Here is a 19,348-nt window from a genome sequence, read left to right as displayed (position 1 = left end):
CCATCACCGCCGGGGGCGACGGTCGGCACCGTCGCCCCCGGACCCTCACACGCACACCCCGCGAGGAGCCCAGCCCATGCACACGTTCCCGGTCGACTACCACGGCAGCATCACCGACGCCCACGGCCGCTACATCGCCCGGCATGAGACGGATTGCCCGCGCGGCGAGGACCACGAGATCCCGTACTGGATGGGCATTGACGAGCGCCTGATCCTCAGCGACCCGGAGACGGGCCGGATCGTGCTGACCTGTGTCCGTACGTCGTCCGTGACGAAGATCGCGCCGGACGGCCAGCCGCTGCACATCCCCGCCGTCGACGGCGACATGGTCCGCATCGGCACGGGCCGGGGAGAACTGGTCATCTTCGCGGAGCAGGAACCCGCGAACCGGTGCGGCAGCGACCGGGCCGCGCGGATCAGCTTCTACAGCCGATCGGGAGGCCGCTGGTACATCTCCAGCACGGTCATGGACCTGGGGGGAGGCTGGATCTGCCGGGAGATCTACAGCACGCCGGAAGAGCGGCGCATGCGGCTGCTGGCGCTGGACCGCGAGGACCGCATCACGTATCTGCACGATCTGCGGGACCGGCCGGACGCATGGGACTACGAGCGCGAGGCGGACGCGCTGGAGCGGGTCGCCCAGCAGATCGAGGCCATGGACGCCGCAGCCTGACCGCTGCCGCCGCCCCAGGGTTCGCGCCCTGGGGCAGAGCGGTTGACGCGACGGCTCGCCGTCGCCCCGCCGGCCGCTGCGACGGCCGCCCCCGAGCGGCCGCCGCGGCCGCCGACTACGCCACCCCGGGGCAACCCGGTGCGCCGCACCGCGCCCGGCCGCCCCGCTCATCTACTGGAGGTCATCCCGTGTCAGCCCGCACCATCGTCCTTGACGGTGACACCACACCCCTGGTCATCACCGACCGCCCCAGCGGCGAGGACTACGACCCGCTTCCCGATGGCACCACGCCCGAACGTATCCGTGTCGTCCGCGCCCGGCAGGCGAAGGCCGGGGATCTGCTGCTCGGTGACTTCGCCGACGACCTGGGCAACCCCCGCCAGCTGCTGCATTGGGAAGAGATCGTCACTGCCGCACCCGCCCCGATGACCGTCCCCTGCTGGGCGGCCTGCTGCTGGGAACGGCCCGAGTGCGACGTCACCCGATACATCCGGTTGGCGCCCGCCGTCGACGACGACACCCCGTGCGAGATCTTCGCCATCAATGCCCCCGTGCTGATCGTGCAGGCGCCGCAGCCGTCGAACGAGGGGGGCACGGCTTGAGGCGAGTGAAGCGCCAGACCGTGATCCGTCGGCTGGAGTCCTGGGGCTACCTGCCGGCCACGCTTGACGGGAACCTCTGCCCCCTCGACAAGCGGCCGGACTCCGGCCACTTCACGGCGGAGGACGGCGCAGACGTAAACGCACCCGGCAAGGTGCTGCTTACGGCCAGGGATGACGACTGGTACATGACGCTGTACGACATGCGGCAGGCCCTGGAGCGAGTCGGGTACACCTGTGAGGAATCCGCGTACCACGACGCCGTAATGGTGCGCTGGGCCACCCCCGAGGAACGAGCCGCCCGCAGAAACGAGGCACGGCGGCGGACCGCCCAACTCCTCGCCGTACTCCTGCCCGACCCAACCCCGGCGGACGACGACACGGCCACGCTCTTCTAGCCCATCGCCGCAGCTCACGGCCCCTTTCACGCTTCGCATATGGGGCTGAAACTAGTAAAGTTCTTCTTGTCGGCATGGGGTGGCTCCCCGTGCCGACGCCACACGCACACCACTCCCGAAGGGATGTCACCCATGGCCAAGTTGTCGAAGGAAGACGCGAAGAAGCACCGCGAGGCGTGCCAGCTGGTCGCGCTCAAGCGCGACCTCACCGAGGACGAGAAGGACACGGTCCTGAACCACTGGCAGGAGTCGTCCAACGTCACCAACTCGCTGGACGGCGCGTTCTTCACCCCCGAGGGTCTCGGCTTCGATCTGCGGTTCCACGTGGTGGGGGACCGGATCATCGACCTGTGCGCCGGGATCGGGATGCTCGCCTACGGCTGCCGCGAGCTCTGGACGCGCCGGTGGGAGAACAAGCCGCCGCGAGAGATCGTGTGCGTGGAGAAGAACCCCGCCTACATCGCCGTCGGCCGGAAGATCCTTCCCGAAGCCACCTGGATCGAGGGTGACGTCCTGGACGTGCCCGGCATGAACTTGGGCACGTTCGACACGGCCATAGCCAACCCGCCGTTCGGGAACATCGCGCGTTCCGGCAACGCCCCCGGCTACCGGGGACCGTACTTCGAGTACCACACCATCGCGGTGGCCTCCCAGATCGCGCGGCACGGGGCGTTCATCGTCCCGCAGATGTCGTCACCCTTCGAGTACAGCGGGAAGCCGTACTACCGGCAGCGCGAGAGCTCCCGATACGAGAGCTTCCACCGCCAGACGGGCATCGTGCTCGGCGACAACATCGGGATTGACACCTCGTACTACGTCAGCGAGTGGCGCGGAGTCTCCCCGGCGGTCGAGGTCGTCACGTGTGATTTCGAGGAGCACCCGCCCAAGGTGCTGACCAGCCGCGTGGACGTCCCCGCCCTGAGCCACGACGAGCGCCGCGCCGTCGCTCCGAGGTCCGCGCCCGCCGAGCTCGTCCCCGCGGCGGCGGAGGCAGCAGGCGGCGCGGAGGCCGACGGCTTCCTGTTCTGACACCCGCCCGCCAGCGTGCCCGGGATCCCCGCGCCGGGGATCCCGGGCACGCCCCCGCCCCTCATTCCCCATCGCAGTACAGGAGACATATGGAACCGGTGACCACGTCCGACCACGGCACGCCGATGAGCCAGAAGATCGAAGATGAGCGACGAGCACTGCACCGCCGATTTGACGCACTGGGAACGCGGCTGGCCGCTGCACTGAACGCCGACCGTATCCAGGGCGGTGGCTGGACACACAAGGCCGGCCAGGCTTGCTACGGCTCTGTCACGCTGCACCACCCCGACGGGCTGGGCTTCGACCTCAGCCACCAAGGCGGCTACCACAAGGGAGGCGCAGGCCGCCGACTGACCGTAAGGGGGATCTATCCGGCCGACTCGAACGTGCGCCACGCGGAGGCCGTCACGGTGTCGATGGACCGCGAGCCCACGGCCATGGCGCGCGACATCGTGCGTCGGTGGATGCCCGGTTACCTCGCCGTCATCGGGCAGGCGCTGGAGAGCGCGCGCCAGGCCGACCGGGAGCGCGCGGCCCGCCGGGCACTCAACCGCCGCATGGAACAGGCGCTGCCCGGGCTGCATGCCGCACACGTCAACGAGCACGAGGCGCCGCATCGCCACATCTCCTACTGGTCCGGAGGCCAGTATTCCCGCGAGGGCGCGGCCGCCCACGCCTCTGGAAGCGTCATGCTCACCAACGACGCCCAGCACGCCAACATGAAGTTGACGGACGTGCCGGCCGACCTGGTCTTGCAAATCCTCGCGCTCCTGGATGCCCGCCAGCCGCTGGAGGGAACCATCAGCCCGCGTCAGGTCGCTCCCGCGCGCAAGGAGATCCACGCGCCGCCGCCCCTGACCATCGCGGGTGAAGTTCTCTCCACGGCAGCGGCCGACGCCCCCGAGCCTGCCATCCTCCCCCGCGCCGATGACTGCCTCTTCTGATGCTTCGCCCCCGCTTGCAGCATTCCTGCACGCTTTGAGTGTGGCGATAGAGGCGGTATAGTTCTTTCTGTCGGCGCGGGGTGGCTTCCCGTCCCGACGCCATACGCACACCACGGCGACAGCCGTAACTCCCGGAGGAATCCCCATGGCCCGCCGCAATGCCGATGACCTCGTACTGCGCGACCCGCTGCCCATCATTCCTGGTGTCGGCTCGCTTGCCCTCCGCGTCACGTACGCAACCAATGCTCCCGAAGGCTGGACCGTGGCGTTGCTGCGCCTGCCCAACGACTACTACGTGATCGTGGGTCATGAGCCGCGCTGCCGGTGGGCTGTGGTGTACCGCCACCACGTCGTGCAGGGTACGGGCGTCGTCGACCCCCGGGCGGTGCTCATCGACCCCCTTACGGGTGTCTCTGTACCGCATGGCATCAAGTGGAACTGGGACGATGGGCGCGGGATCTCATCCGTGCTTCGCGCCCTGGCCCCTCTGGGGCGCCCCGAAAGGCCAGCCTGACCGAGGGGGGCGGGCCCATTCGGCCGGGGGGTGTCTGCTGTCGCGCCCCCGGCCGCCTCCCCGCATCGCACCCTGGGTGAGGCCGCCGCCCCGGCTTCGCGTATCGGGTTTAAACTGGTAAAGTTCTTCTTGTCGGAACGGGGTGGCCCCCGCGTCGACACCACACGCACACGACCACGGAGGTACGGCTTGTCTCTTGCCATCGCAGCAGCGCCCAGCCCCGCCCACGACATCGCCCGTTGGCTCCTGGACCGGCTCGGTACCAGGTTCTGGGAGCTGGACGGCCTGCTGGACCTCGCCATTCTGCGGAACTACGAGGGCCACGAAATCCATGTCGAGGTCGCGGACGGCGAGCTCACGCTGACCGCCCAGGTCAACCTGGCCGACGACGACGATGTCCCGCTGACGTGCATCCGTGAGGCCCGCCGAGTGCCCACGGACCCGGACGACCCGATTGTGTTCGAGCTGCTGGACGTCATCCGCCACCGACTGGCCCCGGCCTATGGACGGCAGAACGTGGGCCAGGCGGTGGCCGTCCTGTCCACCCCACTCCTCGAAGGCCACGCCGGAACGGTGCGGATCATCGAGGACGACCTGAACCGGTCGGCGACCATGACCATCGGTCGCGGAGAGAACGCGCGCGAACTGTTCGTCACCAGCGGGCCGACCGGCACCGCGCCCACCGTCGCGCTGCTGCTGCGAAACCTTCCCCTCCCGACGGCGCAGGAGATCGTCCGGCAGGCGCTCAAGGCGGACGGCCACGACATCCCCGTGTCGCTCACCGCTACCCCGGACACGCTGCGGGACATGATCACCCGCGCGCGCGGTGAGGAGCCGCCCAGGCCCACCGAGCGCACCGGCCCCAGCAGTGCCGCCATCTACACCGCTCCCGGTCTCGCCGTGCAGCTGCTCAACGGGGACCCGGAGCCGCGCGTCACGGTGTGGGTCGAGCGGGTCAGCGTGGAGACGGCCACCACGATGCTCTACGCCTACACCCGCCAGGACTGACCTTCTCCCGCCAGGCCGGGCCGCCACCGCGCGGCCCGGCCACCCTGCCCAGCTCACCCAGCGAAAGGAACTGTCCTTGCAACACATCGACCACACCGCCGACCTCCCCCTGTACGGCGACGGCGAGCCGCCCCTGACCAGCCGCGACCTCATGAGCGTGCTGCGGGGCCAGCCCAACCGGCTCGTCGTCCTGTCCCAGGACGCCGAGGGCAACGGCTTCTCCCCGCTCTACTCCGTCTCGCTCGGACTGTTCGACGCCCGGGAACTGCGCGGGGAGGTCTACCCGACCCCGGAGCAGATGACGGCGCAGCCCGAACTCGGCGATCTCTACGGGCCTCTGCCCGCCGGGCTTCGGGAGGTCTGGGTGCTCACGCCCGCAGGTTGATCGCGCCCCTCATGGGGCCAGCCGTGGCTGGCCCCCGGCCCAGACACCCCAACCACCACGCGAAGACGGGAAACCGCTTGATTCTCCTTCACATACTCCTGGGCGCCGGAGCTGCCCTCTTGCTCACCTCCGTGGCCGGCGTCTGGACACGCCGCATCTCGATCGGCACGGCCGACGGGCTCAGCGCCCTCGGCTTCGCGCTTATCGCCATGGGGCGGAGCAGCGAAGGCGCTGTCTACGTCGCGGTCAACGCCGCCGCGACCGCCTACTTCACCTACCACTGGTGGAACGGCCGCAACGGTGGCGACGGCCCCCGGCGCCGTCTGCGCGAGAGGATTCGTCGTTTCACCGCCACGCGCCGCACCGCGGCCGTAACCAGCTGAGTGTGCGCATCCAACCCGGTGGCCAAGCCGCCCCGCTGCCCTGCTCCCAAGCGCATAGCTGCGGGGACGGAGCCACGCGAAGCAGTCCGAGCCGACCAAGCGCTCAACCAGCCGCAACCCCGTCGGGGCAGACCCTGCCCCGCCCTCACCCCAGGAGCCCCCATTTCCGAGACCGTGACCATCCAGGGACTCACCTACGAGCGGGTGACCAATCTGCGCGACCTCAAGCCCGGCGAGTGGCTGCGCAAGGTCACTCCGCAGGGGGGGAGTTCCGACGCCATCACCGTCCACCTGACCGTGGTCAGACCCTACGCCGATCAGCCCGAGGCGGGGGGCGTGCTGTGCCTGCGACACGGCCGCGATGTGCTTCCCACCGCGGCCCTCATCACGCTTGACCAGCCCGCCCCAGGCGGAGATATCTGGCGCGCCACACAACAGCCTCGGTTCGGCATTCCCGGCACTTCGTGCGACGGCTACGACGGCAACGGCAACCGCTGCGGCCTCTCCCTCCACCACACCCGCCCCTGTGCCAGCTGACCCCCAGCGCGACCTGCGGCCGCCGACTAAGGAGGTGGACCGCCATGACCGAGTGCCGACCTGCGGTGCTGTCGCTATGCGACCCACCACTTCGAGATGAGGGGTCAAGGTGGTAGAGTTATATGTGTCGCTAAGGGGCGGCCAGTCGGGCATTCCTCACGCGAACCCACTGGAAGGTCGCTCACGCACCGCAAGCAGACGGATTTCGTCGCCGAGTGTCGTCCTGACGAATGGCTCTTGCCGCCCCATCGCCCCCCCGACCGCAGGAGGAACGCTGACCATGCTCGCCAGTGCCAGGAACGTCTTCTGGCACGCCCTGTCTGTACCGTCCGCCATGGACCACGCCACGGCCATGGCGGACGCCCGCACTGCCCTGTGCCTCGCCGCGGGCGTTGACATCGAGGACATCGACCCCGCCAGCGGATACGACATCTCCCGCCGGTCCTACGAGCGCAGCCGTCGGTCATGGATCGACCACATGAAGCAGGAGGGGCTGTCGTTTTTCTACGTCCGCCCCGACCTGGAAAAGGTGATGGCCAGGTGGACCGAGCGCCGGCCGGAGTACACCGCCGGGGATGACTGGGCAGCCGCAGGAGCCGACGCTCATATCCGCTTCTGGCAGGAGCGCGGCGGCCACTGCGGCCGCAAGGACTGCCTGCTCCACGACCTCGGAAGCGTCCAGTTCGAGGGCCGGTACCGCAACGAGGACGGGACTGAGCGAGTCGCCGTCTGGGCCACCGATGAGGCGTACGCCGTTCTCTATGGGCCCGACGGGGAGGCAACCGACCAGGCGGCGATACCTGTCGGGGCCGACGAACTCTGCGCCCTCTCCACCATCACGGACCGCTGGGGCGAAGACCTCACCGACTGGCGCCGGATCTCCCGGAGAGAGGCGGCCGACCCCACCCCCGGCGATGTGCCCAGCGCAGACCGCGCCGCCGTCGAGCCGGTCGCCCTGCCGGAAGATTCTGACCGCCTCTTCTGATCCATCACCCCGGCGCAAGGGCTTTCCGCGTTTCGCGGCGAGTGTTCAAACTGGTAAAGTTCTCTTTGTCAGGGCGGGATGGCTTCCCGCCCCGACCTCACACGTACACCGACGAAAGGAACCCACTTGACCGACACCGACACCGAATCGCGCTACAGCATCGGCGAGCGCGACGGGACTGGCCGCTACCCCGTTGCCGTAGACGGCCGCCCGGCCGGGCACATCTACCGCTGGCACAGGAGGTGGCACGCCACTGCGCCGGGCTGCGAGGAGACCCAGCACGCAGACCGCGACCTTGCGGCCGGTCAGCTGGTGAAGCTGTTCGACGAGGGTGCTGTCCTGGCCGAAGATGCGCCCGCGCAGACTCCCACTCTGGCCGCCGCGGGTTACGTGCCGCAGCTCTCCCCCCGGCTCCAGCCGACCCCCGGCAACATCCGCCACGCCGCGAAGGCGCTCGCCCGCCTCAACGAGCTCGGATGGGAACCGCTAGAGGGCTACCCCGGGGCGGACAACCGGTGGCTGATGCGGTGCCGGTTGTGCGAGTGGGTGGGCACGCGCTGGTGGTCGCACCTGCGAGGGCGCAACGGTGACAACCGTCCTCGCCCGTCCTACCGGCACGACGGCTGTATCCCGATGGTGGAGCAGGCCGCTCCTGAGAAGCTGGCCAGGCTGGTCGTGACCGCCCAGTCCTGCCACTGCAAGGTCGCCCACCCGACCACGGCCGACACAGCGGCCGCGCTGCTGAAGTCCGTCGCCCGCGCCCGCCGTGCCAAGGACACCCCGAGCCTGACCGCCGACCTGACCCGGCTGCTGGGCCCCTGCCCGGCCGCCACCGTGCGAGCGACCGCCATCGAGGCCGCGCTGACCGCCGCCAAGGCGTAACCGATCCGACGCAAGGCGGCAGGGACTGCACCGACGTGCAGGCCCTGCCGCCCCGCCGACCGGCAACCGATCCCGCCCAGCTCTTCGACCTTGCACGGATCAAGGCGGCATGGGACCAGCTGAGCGCAGCCCTTCCCCGCCCGTGGCACACCAGGGAGACCCTGCACAACGCCAACGGCGGCGCCTACGCCCCAGAGGTTGAAGCGGAGTACGTCTCCGTGGAGATCGTGGCCGCCAACGGAATGCGCGTCGCCGAGCTCGGCGCCGCCACGGGCCCCGATGACGTCGAGGACCAGCACGAGCACCGATCGGTGCTCACCGGCATCCGGGCCGACGCCGAGCTGATCGCCACCGCTCCCCAGGATCTGGCGTACCTCCTCAGCCAGCTCGCCCAGGCCGAGGACCGGCTGGCACGCACTCAGCCCTGACCAGCCCGGGCCGGGGGCGGCGCACACTCCCTCCCCCCCGGCCCCCGACCCGCAGAAAGGCCCCACCCTGGCCAGTCCGCCCGAACCCCCAGAACCGGAGACCGTGCGGTGCCCCGGATGCGGGTTACCGCAACCTCTCGTGGCCGGCGCCGTCCCCGACCACCGCCCCTACCGCGCCGCCACCAGCGACTGCTGGGGGAGCGGAGCCCGCCGCCGCACCGACGCCGAACGCGCCCAGGACCAGCGCGAATGGGCCCAGGCCCTCGCTACCGGCGAGTGGAGCCAAGTGCTGGCGGCACTGCGGGCACAGGTCCAACGTGACCGGCAACGCCCGCCATCCCTACCGGACCCGCCGCCGCGCCTGGTCGCCCCCATCGAGCGGGCCACCCCCCAAGCCGAAGCCGCCGACCAGCAGCTCACCTTGTTCGCCCCCCCCCCCCGAAGCAGTGACCCCGCCGCCTTCCAGTTGACAACGGAGTACCGCGGCGGCCGCGCCGACCGGTCCAAGTGCACTGCGGCCGCGCGCCCGCCGCGCCGGCGGGACCCCGTCAGGCGACGACCACAACCCGGCACCACCGGCCCAGCGCCACATGCTCGTGTCACCCCGTACCCACCGACGAAGGGAACCCCCCTGACCACCACACCCGTACTCCTGCCGCTTGTCGATCTGCCCAAGCCCGAGCCGTACGGCGGCCGGGGACTGCACCAGTTCATGGACGAGGCCCTGGCCGAGGTCCGAGAGCTGTACCTGGCCGACTCAGTGCCCTGGGTCATCGGGTACAGCGGAGGCAAAGACAGCACCCTCACCACCGCCCTGGTATGGCGGGCGCTGGAGAGCCTCCCGCCTGCCCAGCGGCACAAGACCGCCCACGTCATATCCACGGACACCCTGGTAGAGAACCCCGTGATCGCCGCATGGGTCGGCCGGTCACTCGACTCGATGCGCGCGGCCGCCGCGACCGCCGGCCTACCCGTCGAGGTGCACCGCCTCACCCCCGACATCAAGGACACGTTCTGGGTGTCCCTGATCGGAAAGGGCTACGCGGCACCCCGGCCCAAGTTCCGGTGGTGCACCGAGCGAATGAAGATCCGGCCATCGAACAAGTTCATCCGCCAGGTCGTCGACCAGCACGGCGAAGTGATCCTGGTCCTGGGCACCCGCAAGGCCGAGAGCCAAGCCCGCGCCCGCTCCATGGCCCGGCACGAGGCCGGCCGCGTGCGCGACCGCCTCTCACCGAATGCCTCGCTCCCCAACTCCCTGGTCTACAGCCCCATCGAGGACCTGACCACCGACGAGGTGTGGATCGCGCTCATGCAGTACGAGAATCCGTGGGGCCATTCCCACAAGGAGCTCATGGCCCTGTACCGCGGCGCGTCGGCCGACAGCGAATGCCCTCTGGTCGTCGACACGAGCACCCAATCGTGTGGCGACAGCCGATTCGGATGCTGGACCTGCACCATGGTCGAGTCCGACAAGAGCATGAAGGCCATGATCATCAACGATGACGAGTACGACTGGATGCGCCCGCTGCTCGCACTGCGCGACCGGCTCGACATCGAGGACGACCGGCACCTACGCGACTTCCGCAAGATGGACGGCCGGCTGCTCATCCACCGAGAGCGGCTCGTCCACGGCCCGTACACCCAGGACGCCCGGCAGGACTGGCTGCACCAGCTGCTCACCGCCCAGTCGCGGATCCGCCGCACGGGCCCCGAGCACGTCCGCGACATCACCCTGATCACGCTGGAGGAACTGCGCGAGATCCGCCGCATATGGGTGTTCCAGAAGCACGAGATTGAGGACACCCTGCCGGAGATCTACGAGGACGCCACCGGTGAACCGTTCCCCGACGGGCCGATCAGCCTGACCATCGACAGGGACCGGGCGATGACCGAAGTGCTGCGCGAGGTCTGTGGTGACGACGAGCAGATGTTTCTGACCGTCAGGTCTCTGCTGGCCGTGGACAAGGCCTACCGGTCGGCCGGCCGGCGCCAGGGCCTGAGCGAGGCGCTGGAGAAGATCCTCGCCCACCACTTCACCGACGAGGACGAGGCGCTGGAGTTCGCGCTGCGCCAGCGCCAGCTGCGCGGGCAGGATCCGCCACAGGCGAGCCTGTTCTGAGCTGCCCCTCCGCCTTTGCCGCTGGGGGAAGGCGAAGGGGCAGCGCTTGACACATCCGACCGACCACTTCCCACACCGAGGCGCTGAATGAGGTACAGTAAATGCTGTCGACGTGGGTGGCCCCCGCTTCGGCGCTCACACCCACCACCGATGAAGGAGACACCGTCGTGATCCCCCACGGCCTTACACCCGTCAGCGATCAGCGCGCCGCGGAGATCTTCGGCCTCGCCTTGAAGACCTGGCAGAGCAAGCGGCGCTGGGAGTCCGTCCCCGGATTGAGGCTGTTCAACCGCGAGGGCGCTGCGCGCCGCCTGTACGCCGAGGAGAACGTCCAGGCGGCCAAGACGAACGTCGACCTCCAGGCCGCCGGCAAGCCGGCTTTGCCGATGCCGTCCATCCCCGCGGCCGGCCACGACCTGGACCTGCTGGACCTTGAGGAAGCGAGGCTGTCCCTGCCCGAAGACCGCCAGGTCACGGACAAGACGTGGAAGTCCTACGCTGCTGGCACCAAGACCAGGTTGCCGGACCCTGACCACACAGAAACCGGCACGAATCTCTGGTACCGCAAGACCATCCGGGACTGGGAGAACAACCGGCTGCGCAAGGGGGTCGAACCGCCCAGCGGCCAGAAGTGGCCGGGCGGTCGGCCGGCCGGGTTCGAGTCCGAGCTCCGTGGCAGGAAGAAGGGGGCGCACACGCAGGCCGGCCAGAGGCGCGCCCGGGTGGCCGAACTGCTCGCCGCCCACGGCAGAGACCTCACGCCCGAGCAGGTACAGCAGGACCTGAGCATCAGCCTCCGCCAAGCCGAACGGCTGCTTCGGGAGGCGCGCGAGCACGCTGCCGAACAACTCCTCGCCGAGCGGAGCGACCTTGCCCCCGCCGAGGCGCGCAAGGAAGTCGGCCTGTTCCCCCGGAGTGAGGCGGCGGAGCGAGCCGCGCAGGTCAGCGCCCTTCTAGACCAGAAGGGCGCTGCGCTCACCGCATCCCAAGTCGCGGCCCTGCTGGGTATCGGCATGCGCCAGGCCGATGGAACTCTCCGCCAGGTGCGGCTCGACAGGATCCGTGCGCAGCGAGCGGAGAAGGGCCGCGTCACCGCCCGGTGGATCCGCGAAACCTTCGGCGTGAACTCGGACGTCGCTGACCGGCTTCTAACGGACAGTCGCATCAGCGCGCCGACCGCCGGCCGCTGACCGGTACAGCCGGAGAGGCAACAGCCCTGGCCCCGGCCTCACCTCCGTGAGGTCGGGGCCTTCGTCATGCCCGCGGGTCAAAACCGGCTGTTCGCCGCGGTTCACGTGACCAGCCGCCACCCGGCCGTCGCGCCGTACGAATGCCGGACCTGAAAAGCGCAGCAGCGGCGAGAGGCGGCGCCGTGGCCCATGCCGGACGCCGACCGCGCGCAGAGCCGCAGGAAACCCAGCGAAGGCCACCGAGCCGGTTTGGCGCAGGGGTGTCAAGCAGGTATAGTTCTTTCTGTCGGGACGGGGTGGCCCCCGGATCGGCGTCACGCGTACACCACACCGAGGAGAACGACGACATGACCACGACGATCACCGACGCGCCCGCCACGGCTCAGATCGACAGGGGCGGTGAGGTCGACTACAGCCCCATGGTGGGCTACATCACCGAGGCCGTGACCGAGTGGTGGTCCTTCCTCAACCGGCTTGCCCCCGAGTTCTACCGCGAGCGCTTCACCACCGAGCTCGCCCGCGAACTGGTCCAGGACGTCTACGCCCACGAGGTCGAGGACGGATCGTCCGAGGCGGACGCCGTCGCGGCCGCCGGGGTCCTGCTGGTGCGCAACACGATCGCCGCCGTGAGCGACGAGCAGGCCCAGCGGCTCGCCGCCGGTCTGCGCGACTACGTCCGCCGGAGCGTCGCGCAGGGCTGACACGGCCCGCCGGGGCGGCCGCATGGGCCGCCCCGGCACACCGCCAGCTGGCTTTCTACCTGCGAGGAATTCGAGACGTGAGCAACCAGCAGCAGCACCCGAGCGACAACGGCGAGATCCTGACACGGCAGAAGCTCCCCGGAGCCAAGATCCTCATTGCCCCCGTGCCCCAGTGGTACGACGGCCCCCCGTTCCTACACGTCGTACTCAGCGACATGCCCATTCACGTGCACTACGAGAGGGTCGATGAGAGCAGCGGCGAATGGCCCCCCGCGCCCGTCGCCTACGGACCGCGCCGAGAGGCGGGCAAGGGGCTGCGCAACTTCCTGCAAAGCAGCCTTTGGGGACTGGTCGTCAGCGAGGCGACCGTCACGGATGACGGCGTGATCCGATACCGGCAGTCGCCCCGGCACTCCGTGCGGCGCTTCGAGCCGGACCCGGCGGCGGGCGTGATCATCCACGCCCCCAAGCGGCAGCTCACCGCTCCCGGCTACCGGATCACCACCCCCGACGGCGAGAGCTACCTGTGGAGCCGTCACGCCATGCTCGGAGCCATCGAGGTCTGCCGCGAGGAAGGGCCGATCGATTGGCCCAAGGGGTGGGCCCACCTCATGCCGGACGGTGGTGTCCGCTTCGCATCAGGGGGATCCCCGTGGTGCGACCGCCGGGAGTGGGCCGCCGATCCCGTGGCCGACCCCGGCGACTTCGGGGCGCCGTGCGCGGACTGCGGCCACTTCCAGACGGACCACACCCCGGGCTACGGGTGGCGGCGCTACCGCCGTGACAAGACCAGCTGCGGAACGTGGACCGCCGAGCCGACCCGCTAACAGCGCCCCGCCCGGGGGTGGCCATCCGGCCGCCCCGGGCGGGGCCGTGCCAGCACCGCACGCGATTTGGCGCGCGGGATGTCGCGATGGTACATTTCTTCTTGTCGGAACGGGGTGGCCCCCGGGTTCCGGCTCACACGGACACCACGACCGAAGGGCACCACATGAACAGCGCCGACCCGCGTGTCATCTTCCTGAGCCCGGCTCTCATCCGGGCGGCCACCGAGGCCGCCGGGCTTCACCGCCGGTGCGGGGGTGAGCGCTTCACCTGCATCACGTTCGGCCGCACCCTCGCCGGTGACCGCTGGAACCTGGACACCGCGAGGCTGATCGAGCCCGCCCGGCGCGTACCGTCCGCGCCGGGCACCGACGCTTGGCAGGGCGGTGGGGCGCTCATCGTCTCCGTGGCCGAGCAGCCCCACCCGGGCCTTCCGGAGTCCATCGCGCCCGAGGCGCGCGAGCGCGTCGCGGCGGCCGCCCGCCTGGCCGAACTGGTCAAGGGCGTACCCGTGCCGGAAGGGTGCGGCGCGCTTTCCATCCCGCTGCGACCCGAACGCTGATCAACCACTCCACTAGAGCGGCCCCGGGCACAAGCCCGGGTCCCTCCCGTACGCCGACACACGGAGCGGATGTGACCACCACGGAGCGGGCCCACGCCCCCGCGATCGAGGCTGACCCCGATCTGATCGACCTGACCGGCCTACCGGCCAGTGTGGCCTACACGGCCGACATCTACGCCGACTGCATCGCGTGGCCCGAGGGCTACACGGTCAACGGCCGCCGCGAAGACGCCACCGAACGGGAGTACAACCTACTGCGCGCTCTTGCCGCCGCCCTGGACGGTGTCCGAAAGGTCATCGGAGTGAGGCCCTCGCGCGTCATCGTGCAGGTGACGCGGACGCCGCTGGACGGCAAGAGCACCACCCCGAGACCGGTCCGCCTCCTGGCTGACACCCGGCGCGACGAGCACGGCGCCGCCACCATCACCATCAGCCGCATCCGGCGGCGCTGAGCACCTCCATGGGGGTGGCGAGCACTCCGCCGCCCCCCCGTGGACGTCCCATCGCACTGCCTTGCGCCGCTCCCCGGCGATCCCCCACCAGCGCACCACCGCGCGCCTAACGAAGGAGAAACCCAGCCATGGCCACCTCGACCATCATGCCCGCCACCACCGTCCCCGCCGACACCTCCGAGTACGCCGCCGGGCGCGCCGACGCCCAGGACGACGCCCGCGCCCTCACCATCCGCCAGCTCCAGCGCCGCGCCGCCCACTACACCCACCACGCCACCCTCCCGCGCGCCATGGGGTACGTCGAGCGAGTGTGGGAGATCGGCAGGGAGCGCGCCGCCCTCGCCACCGCTGAGAGCAAGCGCGCCTACGCCGATCGCGCCGCCATCTAAGCCACACGACCGGCGGCGCCACGTGAGCGCCTTGATGGCCCCGGACGCCGCCCTGATACGGACGCCCTGCCGGGCGGCAGGTGTCGGCCGCTACGCGGCCCAGGCCGGACATGCAGCGCGCCGCCGCTCTGTGGCGAGGCCCGTTGAGGGCCCGGGCGGCGGCGCGCCGGCGGCCGCTCTAGTCGTCGGGGTGCGGCTGGGCCCGGTGGTGCATCGCACCTTCGGTGCGATCCGGCGGTGGGCGCGCCCGGTGGGTGTGCCGCGCGGTGCGGGTGGGTGCGGCCGGCCCGCGGGGGTTGGTGTGGTCCGGTGGCTGGTGTGGAGCGGGCCGGCGGTGCGGGTAGTCGAGGCGCGGCCGTGCGGCGCCGTTTGGCGCTCCGCGCCGCGCGCGGCCGTCCCGGGGGGCTCCTCCGGACCCCCGCCCCCCGGGACCCGGGATCCCCTACCCCGGCGCCGTGCCCGCCCAGGACCGCCCCGACCCGCCGCGGACCCGGTGCCGGCCGCCACGGGCACCGGTCCCCGACACCAGGCGCGTGCAGGGCCCCGGAGAGAGACCACCCCCACAGGCCACAAGCACGGCCACCCTGAGCGGCTTAGGTGACCAGCCGCCACCCGGCTGCACCGCCGTACGAATGACCGGCCCGAAAGCGCAGCAGCAACAGCAACGGTAGTGGCTCGGTTGACCGTCCGAGTGCGGCGGCTGTCCGGGTGCGACGGCCGCGAAAAACCCCAGCTCAAAGGCACTTCCCAAATTGGCGAAGGGGGGTGCAGGGTGGTATAGTTCTTCTTGTCGGAACGGGATGGCACCCCGGGAAGGCCACACGCCATACCTACTCACCAGAGGAACGAAGATGCTCGACAACCAGATCGTCGCGAAGGTCAACAACTTCCCCGAGTTCGGCCGCGCGGCCAGCGCGGGAATGATCATCGCGGAGATCGACAAGGAGACCAAGATCGTCGGCGACAAGGCCCGCCGGGGCCTCACCGCCACGTTCACCATCAAGCGCCGCCACGGCGGCGAAACGCTCACCTTCTTCACCTCCCGGCTGATCGGTGAGCGCGGCTGGAACGTCGACGCCGTATGGACCACGGGTGCCGACGGGCGACTCATTCACCCGCTCCGCAACCGCCCCTTCGGCGACCGTGACGACGCCTGCCCGCTCGCCAAGAAGTTCGCCGAAGTCCTGAACAAGGCCGCCACCAAGACCCTGTGGTTCATCAACCCCGAGACGATCAAGGATGGTGTGCGCTTCGAGTTCGGCGACAGCCCCAACGAGCTCGAACAGCTCACCGGAGAGCTCCACAAGGTGGACGAGTTCGACGACTTCGCCGAGATGGACGCCGAGGCGACCGAGGAGGAGCCGCAGCCCGCGCCGGAGCCGCGCCAGCTCCCGGCGGTGGCCGAGCCGGTGTTCCTCTTCTGAGGAGCAGACCGGGGGTGGCACTCGAAAGGGTGCCGCCCCCGGCGCACCGCCTAGCGCGCCGGACGCGCCGCCGGGCAGCGGTACCGGCGCACGCGGGCCCGAGCGGCCCGAATGCCGACGACTGCCCGGCCCGGGCCAAGGCCGCGCGCCCGCCCGGAGGGCGGCCACCCCGCCCCGGCGGGCGGGGTGCGCGGGGCGCCCCGCGCTTCCCCTCGCACTCCGAGGAAGGCGAGCAAGGGCCCCTCGCACTCCGAGGAAGGCGAGCAAGGGCCCTTCGGACTCGGCTTAGGGCGTTAAAGCCGGTATAGTTTCTCGTGTCGATACGGGGTGGCGCCCCGGGAAGACCCACACCACACGCACTCTGCTGGAGGACACATGATCCGCATGTTCCGTGTACTGCTCGACGCCTGGAAGGCCGACCGCCTGGCCCGCGCCCGCAGCAAGAACCGGAAGCCCACCGCCCCGCAGAGGTACACCGTGGTTCTGGTGTGGGGGAAGAAGTACGCCGAGTACAACAACGGCACCCCCGAAGTCCACACCGTGTGCGCCGACACCCCGTGGGCGGCCATCATGCGCGCCCAGCTCAAGGCTGCGAAGGAGAACCAGGAGCGGGTGCCCGAGTTCGTCGACGTGGACGGACCACCGCTCCTCACGGCCGCGCAGCAGCTCCTTACGCACCTCGTGGTGTTCGAGGGCCAGTGCACCCGTCGGGAGCCCGGCAACCGCTTCTGACCACCCCGGGGGGCGGCGGTTGGCCCCGCCACCCCCCGGGCCCACCACACACGCACCCTGCGAGGAAGGATCCACCTATGTACGTGCGAGCCCGAAACGCGCTCACGCGCCGGTACCGAAAGTTGGAACGAGAAGGGTTCATGTGGCGCCGGGGGTACCTCGTCGTCGAATTGTCGCCCTACAACCCCGCCAGCGTCACGGTACTGCGTGAGGCGCACCCCGATTGCCCCAGCTGTCAGGGTAGAGGTTCCCTCTACGAGCAGGTGGGCACCGACTACGCCAGCAACCCCTACTTCGACTACGCCGGGGCCGTGCCCTGTCTGCCCGGAGGCCCGGCAGTACGCCACTGTGCACGGACCCCTTGCCATGGCCTTTCGTCTCGCGTTGGTTGCCAGGCCGAGCGAGTGGCCCCGGAAGCCGAAGCCCGCCCCGAGCCACTGGCGCAATGTGGCGCCGTTCTGACCCGCTCACGGTGGCCGGACGTATCGTCCGGCCACCGGCCCACCGGGCCGGAAACGGCGGAGTGCGACGGCCGCCATCCCGTAGTGCACGCCTACCGCAGCCCCGCCAGGCTGCTACCCACCGGGCGACGACCGCAAAGACCACAGCGCCGCCCGCCGCGCCTGCCCGCAATCCCCACACCACCCCACCGCCGAGGAGTCGCCATTCCCGTCCCGCCCTACACGTCCCAGAAGGTCGAGGCCGCAGCCGAACGCGCGGCCGCGCTGCTCTCCGAGGCGCTCAACCCGAGCGGCCCGGCAGAGGACGTCATACAGCTCATGGCTCATACCGTCGGGCAGTTGCTGGAGAACCCGGAAGCCACCTTCGAGCAGATCACGGAAACGTGGACGGGGAACCACGGACAGACCCCCGACCAGATACGCGGCTGGTGGAACGGCTGGTAGGCCCAGCCGAGCACGCACTACCCCCGGGGGCGGGTCCGGCAGCCCGCCCCCGGGCACACGCACACACGACGAAGGGACAACCCATGTACGCGAAGATCCGACAGCGCCTCACCGCCTGGTACGGGCGACCGTTGCGCCTCCAGTGGTGGCCGACGAAGTACCTGTGCGTCGAAGTCGACCGGCATCTGCGTGACATCTCGATCAACCGGGCGGCCGACGTTACGTGTCCCAAGTGCGAGGGCAGGGGCTACCTCCCCGCGTGGGGGGACTACGACGAGATGCCCGGCGGTGACTGCCCCGTGTGCCCGATGCCGCGACTGCTCGCCCAGATCGCATGGGGGCCACGCAAGCGCATCGACTACACGAACGAACCGCCGTTCTGACCACCCGCCCGCCAGACCAGTACACCGGTCTGGCGGGCGGCGGCCGCGACGGCCGGCCGTCACCATGTGAGCCCCGGTGCGATGGCCGGCTCTACCTCGCCCGGAGCTACCGAGCGACCAGCCCGCAGCGGCTCAGGCCGTGCGCATTTGCCAGTCGCCCCAACATGACCGCCCGACAGCACAGCGAAGGCCCGGTTCCCCCACCAAGGGGAGCCGGGCCTTTCTGCGTTTCCGCCGTCACCACCGCACCGGTCAGCTGACCGGCGGAGCGATGGTGGTCGTCACCGGCTCGTCGAGCGTCCCGGACTCCTGCCGGGGCAGCGTGACGTCCGGGAGGCCGTCCCCCGAAGTGGCGCCCGGAACGGGTCCGACGTCGGGAGTCGCCACCGGTTCCGCAGAGGCCGGAGCCGGTGGCACCGGAGTGCTTGAAGCCTCAGCACGAGCCCGCACCGCGTCGTCGAACGCCTTTCGTGCCGCGTTCAACTCCGCGAGGGTCATCCCGAGCCGGCCGGCCGCCTCAGATCTGCTCACCCTCGTGTCGATCATCTCGACAGCAAGGGCCCCCAGCTGAGCATGCTTCTCGGACCGCTTCTTGTCGCGCTTCGCCAGCAGCTGCTCAATGAGCCTCTGCGTTTCGTCATCGAAGTCGTCGAGGTCCTTCCGCATCGCGACGGCCCGCGTGGCGATGTCCAGCCGTCGTTCTGCCAGCACGTCGAACTGTGCTTGCAGCGCACGGGCCTTTTCCCGCGCGGCGATCAGCGCTGCACTCTTGCGCTTTGCCATCGATGCACACCTCCGTGATCCGTTGGTTGGGTGCCATTGTGCACCGCCCGATGTCACGGCCGGTCAGCATCCGTGGTCTGGCGCCCATTTCCGTGAGGCACCGGGCCCGCCCGGC

General features: G+C 70.2%; 25 protein-coding genes. 24 read left to right on the top strand and 1 reads right to left on the bottom strand.

The window, feature by feature from the left end; all coding sequences use genetic code 11:
- Nucleotides 1–76 precede the first annotated feature (76 nt).
- From LPA54_RS29355 to LPA54_RS29245, 24 genes are all read left to right on the top strand, one after another.
- Nucleotides 77–673, top strand: coding sequence for a hypothetical protein (locus tag LPA54_RS29355; RefSeq protein ID WP_228983441.1), 597 nt, complete (start codon nt 77–79; stop codon nt 671–673).
- A gap of 188 nt (nt 674–861) precedes the next feature.
- Complete coding sequence (locus LPA54_RS29350; RefSeq protein WP_228983439.1) at nt 862–1,275, top strand: hypothetical protein; 414 nt, start codon at nt 862–864, stop codon at nt 1,273–1,275.
- Nucleotides 1,272–1,670 carry a hypothetical protein gene (locus LPA54_RS29345; protein ID WP_228983438.1) on the top strand — a complete coding sequence of 133 codons (399 nt, stop codon included), beginning with the start codon at nt 1,272–1,274 and terminating at the stop codon, nt 1,668–1,670. The genes LPA54_RS29350 and LPA54_RS29345 overlap by 4 nt, the downstream gene beginning before the upstream one ends.
- A gap of 132 nt (nt 1,671–1,802) precedes the next feature.
- Nucleotides 1,803–2,699 (top strand): methyltransferase, encoded by an 897-nt coding sequence (locus LPA54_RS29340; RefSeq protein ID WP_228983436.1) that lies wholly within the window; start codon nt 1,803–1,805, stop codon nt 2,697–2,699.
- Between the two features lie 98 nt (nt 2,700–2,797).
- Entirely contained in the window at nt 2,798–3,643 is an 846-nt protein-coding gene (locus tag LPA54_RS29335) for a hypothetical protein (protein WP_228983434.1), read from the top strand.
- Between the two features lie 145 nt (nt 3,644–3,788).
- Nucleotides 3,789–4,157: a hypothetical protein gene (locus LPA54_RS29330; protein ID WP_228983433.1), complete on the top strand. Its 369-nt coding sequence runs from the start codon at nt 3,789–3,791 to the stop codon at nt 4,155–4,157.
- 189 nt (nt 4,158–4,346) lie between these two features.
- Entirely contained in the window at nt 4,347–5,165 is an 819-nt protein-coding gene (locus LPA54_RS29325) for a hypothetical protein (protein ID WP_228983431.1), read from the top strand.
- 76 nt (nt 5,166–5,241) lie between these two features.
- Nucleotides 5,242–5,550, top strand: a complete 309-nt coding sequence (locus LPA54_RS29320) for a hypothetical protein (protein WP_228983430.1) — start codon at nt 5,242–5,244, stop codon at nt 5,548–5,550.
- Between the two features lie 119 nt (nt 5,551–5,669).
- On the top strand, nt 5,670–5,933 hold the full coding sequence (locus tag LPA54_RS29315) for a hypothetical protein (protein ID WP_228983429.1): 264 nt from the start codon (nt 5,670–5,672) through the stop codon (nt 5,931–5,933).
- Between the two features lie 174 nt (nt 5,934–6,107).
- Nucleotides 6,108–6,470, top strand: a complete 363-nt coding sequence (locus LPA54_RS29310; RefSeq protein WP_228983427.1) for a hypothetical protein — start codon at nt 6,108–6,110, stop codon at nt 6,468–6,470.
- A 280-nt stretch (nt 6,471–6,750) separates the two neighbouring features.
- The gene (locus LPA54_RS29305) at nt 6,751–7,455 is read left to right on the top strand and encodes a hypothetical protein (RefSeq protein ID WP_228983424.1); all 705 of its coding nucleotides are present in this window, start codon (nt 6,751–6,753) and stop codon (nt 7,453–7,455) included.
- A gap of 126 nt (nt 7,456–7,581) precedes the next feature.
- A complete protein-coding gene (locus LPA54_RS29300) occupies nt 7,582–8,337 on the top strand; it encodes a hypothetical protein (protein WP_228983422.1) in 756 nt (251 codons plus the stop codon).
- 35 nt (nt 8,338–8,372) lie between these two features.
- Complete coding sequence (locus LPA54_RS29295) at nt 8,373–8,765, top strand: hypothetical protein (RefSeq protein ID WP_228983421.1); 393 nt, start codon at nt 8,373–8,375, stop codon at nt 8,763–8,765.
- A 712-nt stretch (nt 8,766–9,477) separates the two neighbouring features.
- Nucleotides 9,478–10,887: a DNA phosphorothioation system sulfurtransferase DndC gene (dndC, locus tag LPA54_RS29290; protein ID WP_228983419.1), complete on the top strand. Its 1,410-nt coding sequence runs from the start codon at nt 9,478–9,480 to the stop codon at nt 10,885–10,887.
- Between the two features lie 101 nt (nt 10,888–10,988).
- Nucleotides 10,989–12,077, top strand: coding sequence for a hypothetical protein (locus LPA54_RS29285; protein WP_228983417.1), 1,089 nt, complete (start codon nt 10,989–10,991; stop codon nt 12,075–12,077).
- A gap of 347 nt (nt 12,078–12,424) precedes the next feature.
- Nucleotides 12,425–12,778, top strand: a complete 354-nt coding sequence (locus tag LPA54_RS29280; RefSeq protein ID WP_228983398.1) for a hypothetical protein — start codon at nt 12,425–12,427, stop codon at nt 12,776–12,778.
- Nucleotides 12,779–12,855: 77 nt separating this feature from the next.
- Nucleotides 12,856–13,605, top strand: coding sequence for a hypothetical protein (locus tag LPA54_RS29275; RefSeq protein WP_228983395.1), 750 nt, complete (start codon nt 12,856–12,858; stop codon nt 13,603–13,605).
- A 164-nt stretch (nt 13,606–13,769) separates the two neighbouring features.
- Entirely contained in the window at nt 13,770–14,165 is a 396-nt protein-coding gene (locus LPA54_RS29270; protein ID WP_228983388.1) for a hypothetical protein, read from the top strand.
- Nucleotides 14,166–14,236: 71 nt separating this feature from the next.
- Nucleotides 14,237–14,617 carry a hypothetical protein gene (locus LPA54_RS29265; RefSeq protein WP_228983387.1) on the top strand — a complete coding sequence of 127 codons (381 nt, stop codon included), beginning with the start codon at nt 14,237–14,239 and terminating at the stop codon, nt 14,615–14,617.
- A 128-nt stretch (nt 14,618–14,745) separates the two neighbouring features.
- The gene (locus tag LPA54_RS29260; RefSeq protein WP_228983385.1) at nt 14,746–15,006 is read left to right on the top strand and encodes a hypothetical protein; all 261 of its coding nucleotides are present in this window, start codon (nt 14,746–14,748) and stop codon (nt 15,004–15,006) included.
- A gap of 851 nt (nt 15,007–15,857) precedes the next feature.
- Nucleotides 15,858–16,430: a hypothetical protein gene (locus LPA54_RS29255; protein WP_228983382.1), complete on the top strand. Its 573-nt coding sequence runs from the start codon at nt 15,858–15,860 to the stop codon at nt 16,428–16,430.
- A gap of 384 nt (nt 16,431–16,814) precedes the next feature.
- On the top strand, nt 16,815–17,162 hold the full coding sequence (locus LPA54_RS29250; RefSeq protein ID WP_228983380.1) for a hypothetical protein: 348 nt from the start codon (nt 16,815–16,817) through the stop codon (nt 17,160–17,162).
- Nucleotides 17,163–17,941: 779 nt separating this feature from the next.
- The gene (locus LPA54_RS42510; protein ID WP_267487774.1) at nt 17,942–18,067 is read left to right on the top strand and encodes a hypothetical protein; all 126 of its coding nucleotides are present in this window, start codon (nt 17,942–17,944) and stop codon (nt 18,065–18,067) included.
- A gap of 83 nt (nt 18,068–18,150) precedes the next feature.
- Nucleotides 18,151–18,450 (top strand): hypothetical protein, encoded by a 300-nt coding sequence (locus LPA54_RS29245; protein ID WP_228983378.1) that lies wholly within the window; start codon nt 18,151–18,153, stop codon nt 18,448–18,450.
- A gap of 252 nt (nt 18,451–18,702) precedes the next feature.
- Here the strand turns inward: LPA54_RS29245 and LPA54_RS29240 are convergent, their stop codons facing one another.
- Nucleotides 18,703–19,233 (bottom strand): hypothetical protein, encoded by a 531-nt coding sequence (locus LPA54_RS29240; RefSeq protein WP_228983375.1) that lies wholly within the window; start codon nt 19,231–19,233, stop codon nt 18,703–18,705.
- Nucleotides 19,234–19,348: the final 115 nt, after the last annotated feature.

Origin of the sequence: Streptomyces sp. DH12 (genome assembly GCF_020873895.1) — a bacterium.
Taxonomy (GTDB): Bacteria; Actinomycetota; Actinomycetes; order Streptomycetales; family Streptomycetaceae; genus Streptomyces.
The sequence above is the reverse complement of the archived record's forward strand: the minus strand, read 5'-3'. Positions and strand labels throughout refer to the sequence as shown.